Source organism: Paenibacillus camerounensis (assembly GCF_000723885.1).
Classification (GTDB): Bacteria; Bacillota; Bacilli; order Paenibacillales; family Paenibacillaceae; genus Paenibacillus_AQ; species Paenibacillus_AQ camerounensis.
In genome coordinates, this window is the sequence record NZ_CCDG010000109.1 from 1 (window position 1) to 5,124 (window position 5,124).

At 58.7% G+C, this 5,124-nt stretch carries 5 protein-coding genes; 1 reads left to right on the forward strand and 4 read right to left on the reverse strand.

Translation table 11 applies throughout. The features are described 5' to 3' along the window. Positions 1 to 776 (forward strand): hypothetical protein (locus tag BN3772_RS29185; protein WP_209443720.1); only part of this gene is annotated, 776 nt, incomplete at its 5' end. 55 nt (positions 777 to 831) lie between these two features. Here BN3772_RS29185 and BN3772_RS29190 read toward each other — a convergent pair. The 4 genes from BN3772_RS29190 to BN3772_RS29205 form a co-directional block, all read right to left on the reverse strand. Continuing rightward, positions 832 to 2,337 (reverse strand): alpha-L-fucosidase, encoded by a 1,506-nt coding sequence (locus BN3772_RS29190; RefSeq protein WP_042204106.1) that lies wholly within the window; start codon positions 2,335 to 2,337, stop codon positions 832 to 834. Positions 2,338 to 2,342: 5 nt separating this feature from the next. Further along, complete coding sequence (locus tag BN3772_RS29195) at positions 2,343 to 3,041, reverse strand: copper homeostasis protein CutC (RefSeq protein WP_042204109.1); 699 nt, start codon at positions 3,039 to 3,041, stop codon at positions 2,343 to 2,345. A gap of 237 nt (positions 3,042 to 3,278) precedes the next feature. Then, positions 3,279 to 4,238: an ROK family protein gene (locus tag BN3772_RS29200; RefSeq protein ID WP_244444872.1), complete on the reverse strand. Its 960-nt coding sequence runs from the start codon at positions 4,236 to 4,238 to the stop codon at positions 3,279 to 3,281. Beyond that, the gene (locus BN3772_RS29205; RefSeq protein ID WP_042204112.1) at positions 4,175 to 4,882 is read right to left on the reverse strand and encodes an N-acetylmannosamine-6-phosphate 2-epimerase; all 708 of its coding nucleotides are present in this window, start codon (positions 4,880 to 4,882) and stop codon (positions 4,175 to 4,177) included. The genes BN3772_RS29200 and BN3772_RS29205 overlap by 64 nt, the downstream gene beginning before the upstream one ends. Between the last annotated feature and the right edge of the window lie 242 nt (positions 4,883 to 5,124).

Genomic DNA, 5,124 nt, shown 5'->3' on the forward strand with positions numbered 1-5,124 from the left:
AGGCATGTTTGACTCTGATTAACGCCCTGAGCCCGGTTTCGGCGATTTCAGAGGCATGTATGACTCTGATTTACGCCCCGAGCCCGGTTTCGGCGATTTCAGAGGCATTTTTGACTCTGATTTACGCTCTGAGCCGGGTCTCGGCGATTTCAGAGGCATTTTTGACTCTGATTTACGCTCCGAGCCGGGTTTCGGCGATTTCAGAGGCATTTTTGACTCTGATTCACGCCCCGAGCCGGGTTTCGGCGCTTTCAGAGGCATTTTTGACTCTGATTTACGCTCTGAGCCGGGTCTCGGCGATTTCAGAGGCATTTATGCCTCTGATTTACGCTCCAAGCCGGGTTTCGGCGCTTTCAGAGGCATTTATGACTCTGATTTACGCTCCGAGCCAGGTTTCGGCGCTTTCAGAGGCATTTTTGACTCTGATTTACGCTCCGAGCCGGGTTTCAGCGATTTCAGAGGCATTTTTGACTCTGATTTACGCTCCAAGCCGGGTTTCGGCGCTTTCAGAGGCATTTTTGACTCTGATTTACGCTCCGATCCAGGTTTCGGCGATTTCAGAGGCATTTTTGACTCTGATTTACGCCCTGAGCCGGCTTTCGGCGCTTTCAGAGGCATTTTTGACTCTGATTTACGCTCCAAGCCGGGTCTCGGCGATTTCAGAGGCATTTTTGACTCTGATTTACGCTTCAAGCCGGCTTTCGGCGATTTCAGAGGCATGTTTGACTCTGATTTACGCTCCGAGCTGGCTTTCGGCAATTCAGAGGCATTTATGACTCCGATTCCTGCCCCGCCCTATCACCGCTCTTGGCACAGACGCCCGCCCGTTAACTATCTAACCAGCTCTGCAGAGGTATATTCTATCTTCAGCACAACTATCCCCTGCTCCCTAACCGCGCCGGGCAGCTGAACCGTCAGTCCCGCCACTTCGCGGCTCCACTCCAGCGGCTCCTTCCAGCCGAGCAGCTCCACCTTGCCGATCTCGCCTGACAGCAGCTTGCAGCCGCTGCCCAGCGTCCCGACGACGGCCGTTCCGCCCTCAGGCCAACCCATGACAGAAGCGTACAGCAGCTTGTCACCCCTGGACGTGAAGCGCACATCCTGCGCGGTGAACGCGCTGCGCTTCGTATCGTTGAAGGTGCCGCTGACGATCTGCGTCGGGCCCTCTCCGTACACCTTCCACGGCCGGGTGCCGTAAATGGCTTCCCCGTTCACAGCCAGCCAGTCGCCGACTTCGCGCAGCAGCGCCTGCTCCTCCTCAGGAATCGTACCATCTGCACACGGGCCGACGTTCAGCAGCATGACTCCGTTTTTACTGACGATATCGACCAGGTCGCCTAGAATCGCACCTGATGTTTTATACTTATGGTCGGCAATATGGCACCAGGCCGTCTCGCCCACTGAAGTGCAGGTCTGCCATACATCCGGATTAATATCAGCCAGCTGGCCGCGCTCCATATCATAGACGGCTGTTCCTTCGGCAAAAGCATCAAATTTATAGTTGATGACCGTTCCCTGACCCCACTCGGCAGCTTTGTTGTAATAGTAGGCGGCCAGCTTTTGCAGATAAGGCTTAAAGACAGGCTGCTCAATCCACCAGTCGAAGTAGAGCAGCTGCGGGCCGTAGCGGTCGATCAGATCACAGGTGCGCACCAGCCAGTCGTCCAGAAACTCCTCGTTCGGTGGCAGAATCGGCAGCGGATAAGCCGGATCACCGTAGGTAGGCTGCGCCGGGCCGTAGAGCTCCGCGTATGCCGGGTCCTGCACATCGGACGGAATATCCCGGCCGCCGTTATAGTACCACCAGTTCTCCGCCCGGTGGCTGGACACGCCGAAGGTCATATAATGCCGGCGCACCGCCGCCCCAAGTTCGCCGACGATATCGCGTTTCGGGCCCATTTTGGCAGCGGTCCATTCAGAATACGGGCAGTCATACATGGCGAAGCCGTCATGATGCTCAGCCACCGGGACAACAAACGAAGCCCCTGCCCGCTTGAATAAGGCGGCCCATTCCTCGGCATCAAATTTCTCTGCTGTGAACTGCGGAATGAAATCCTTATAGCCAAAAGTATCCGGTGAACCGTATGTAGCAAGGTGATGCTCATACACTTCAGTGCCTTCACGGTACATATTGCGTGCATACCACTCCGTCCCGAAGGCTGGTACAGAATACACACCCCAGTGTATGAAAATACCGAACTTGGCATCCTCATACCAGCGCGGAACCGAGTAGGCATCAAGAGAGCTCCACTCCGCCTGGAACGGGCCGTTTTCTATGGCAGCGCTGATCTCCAGCTTTTTGGCTTTGCGCAGTTCATGTAGCGTTGACTTTGACAAGCAGCTCACCTCTTCCAAAAATTCAAAATCTGCCGGACCGCCTCAAGCCGTCCGGGATCAACCGGTCTAAGCGGGTTGCCGTCCTCTCTTACTGCAGAGCCGAAATGCACGCGGCCTACGGCCGTTTGTTCCAAAAAATCCTTAAGCCCCACTGCTGTCAGACCGCTGCCGGCCAGAATAGCAGGCTGATGCCCGATGGACGACAGACGCTGCAGGACAGCAATCCGCTCCGCACCCTCAGGGGCAGTAGCCTTGCCGCCGGAAGTCAGCACATCCGTTATCTGCTTGTAGCGGGACAATACGTCCAGCGCTTCGAGCTGATCCGGAATTTCATCAAAGGCCCGGTGAAAGGTTACCTCCATTCCGTCAGCCGCCTCAAGCAGCCGCCCAAGCAGCTCCTCATCTACGGTCCGGTCCGCACAGAGTACACCTGTAACCAGCGAAAGGCCGCCGGCAGCGCGGATATGGCGGATGTCCCGCAGCATCACAGCAACGTCCTCCGCGTCATAGCAGAAGGAACGGGCATGCGGACGCACCATCACCCTCACAGGAATTGAAACCGCTTCCCGCACCGCTTCGATCAGACCGATGCCGGGCGTCAGTCCGCCCTCAAGAATGCCCGTAATCAGCTCAATCCGGTCAGCACCGTGGCGCTCGGCGGTGACTGCATCATTCACCGTTGTGGCAATAATCTCTAACAGCATTTAATGTTCGCTCCTTATTCAAAGGCAGTCCGGCGGACCGGTCAGGGTTCTTCATTCTCTATACATCCCATTCTATCCGGCTGGCGGCATATTCCCCGTTTTTCTTCCATACTACACCCGGTATAGCCTCCCGTCATTGTCATTCGCATAACAGCTTGGCTATCCATCCGCAACATACCCAGTCCCTTTTCCGTTCTCTTTTCCTTCCCTCTTCTGCCAAAAGTACTGCGGCACTCTCTAGCCCCGCTCCCTGTCCATAATTAACTTGGCTGCCCCAAGCATCCCGGCCTCATTGCCGAGCTTGGCGGGCAGTACCGTTATGGACAGCGGCGATATTGCTGCCAGCCTGCTTAGCCACGCCTCCCACCAGATAGAGTGGGAGTCCGCCACCCCGCCGCCGATAATAACGGCGGCAGGGTCCAAATACGACTGGATGTTATGCACAGCATAGCTGAGATCATCCAGATACGCCTCCACCGCATCTGCCGCCGGCGGATGCCCGGCTGCAAAAGCCTCCAGCAGCCGGCGCCCGTCCCAGCCGGCAAAGACCTCCGCCGCCCGGCGGCTCAGCGCCGTGCCGCTGAGATACTGCTCGGCGCAGCCGCGCTGCCCGCAGTTGCAGGGCAGCCCGCCGGGGTAGAGTACGGCGTGGCCGAACTCCCCGGCGGCCCCTTGGCTGCCGGACACCGGCGCGCCGCGGTGCAGAAACGCTCCGCCGACGCCGGTGCCCAGCGTCAGCATCGCGAAGCTGCCCAGCCCGGCGGCTGCGCCGAGCCAGCCCTCGCCAACCGCCGCAGCGTTGGCATCGTTCTCCGCCGCGGCGGGCAGGGCAAATTCGGCTGTCAGCGCCTCAGCCAGCCGCATGCCGGTCCAGCCCGGCAGATTGTCCGTCGCATAGCGGACAATCCCTTCCGCGGCGTCGATCCGCCCGGCGCTGCCGACGCCGATGCCCCGCACCTCCGCGCCTTCGGCCAGCAGGGCGCGGATGACGTCCTTCAGCGCGCGCAGAATGCCTGCCGCGCCTTCAGTGACCGGAGTTGCCGCCTTGCTGCGGGCGGCAATGACGCCATCGGCATCAATCAGCGCAGCCTTGATGCCTGTGCCCCCGAGGTCGGCGCCGATGTAATACCGGCTCACGACCCGCCCCCGTGAGGTGGAGCGCCGCGCATCGCCTCCACATACCGCCCGGCGATCCACTGCGGGCGGGTAATGGCCGAGCCGACCACGACGAAGGCCGCTCCCAGCCGGAGCGCCTCCGCCGCCTGCTCCGGCTGGCAGATTCCGCCTTCGGCTACAACCGGAACCGGAAGCGCAGCTGCCAGCTTTTTCAGCAGCGAAAGATTCGGAAGCTCTGTGCCTGCGGTCTCGGAGGTATAGCCGCTCAGCGTAGTAGAGACATAGTCTGCCCCCCATGCCGCCGCCTGCACACCTTCCTCAAACGTTGCAATATCAGCCATTACGGTCACTCCCGACTGCTTCAGTCCGGTAATCGTCTCCTGCAGGGAACGCCCGTCCGGCCGCGGCCGTCCTGTGCCGTCAATGGCTACAATGTCCGCACCCGCGGCATGGATGTCCAGCGCATCCTCCAGTGTCGGCGTGATATAGACCTCGCAGCCTTCGGTCTGCTTTTTGACCAGCCCGATTACCGGCAGGCCCGTCTCCGCCTTAATAACCTTAATGTCAGCAACCCCGCCGGCACGAATGCCTGCAGCTCCCGCCTCCTTAGCCGCTCTCGCCATAGCCGCCATGTGATGGCTGCCGTGAAGCGGCTCATGCTCCAGCGCCTGGCAGGAGACGACCAGTCCATGAAGGGGAATTGCTGCCTTTTTTCCAGCGTTCATTAAGCCCACACTCCTTAGTCATCCGTTTAAGCCTGAAATTCCTCTATAAGTCGAACTATAAGCCGTAGCTTTTATCTGCGGTAAAGTGGATAAGTATTGTAATCTGATTGCACGCTGTACACCAAACTCCTTGCTGGCCAAGCTGAGTAAATCTCTAGGACGCTGCTGGTGCTGCTAATCGAGCAAAGTGGGGAACGGCTGGCTGTTTCTAACTACTTTAGAATGAACACTTTCTTTAGGTG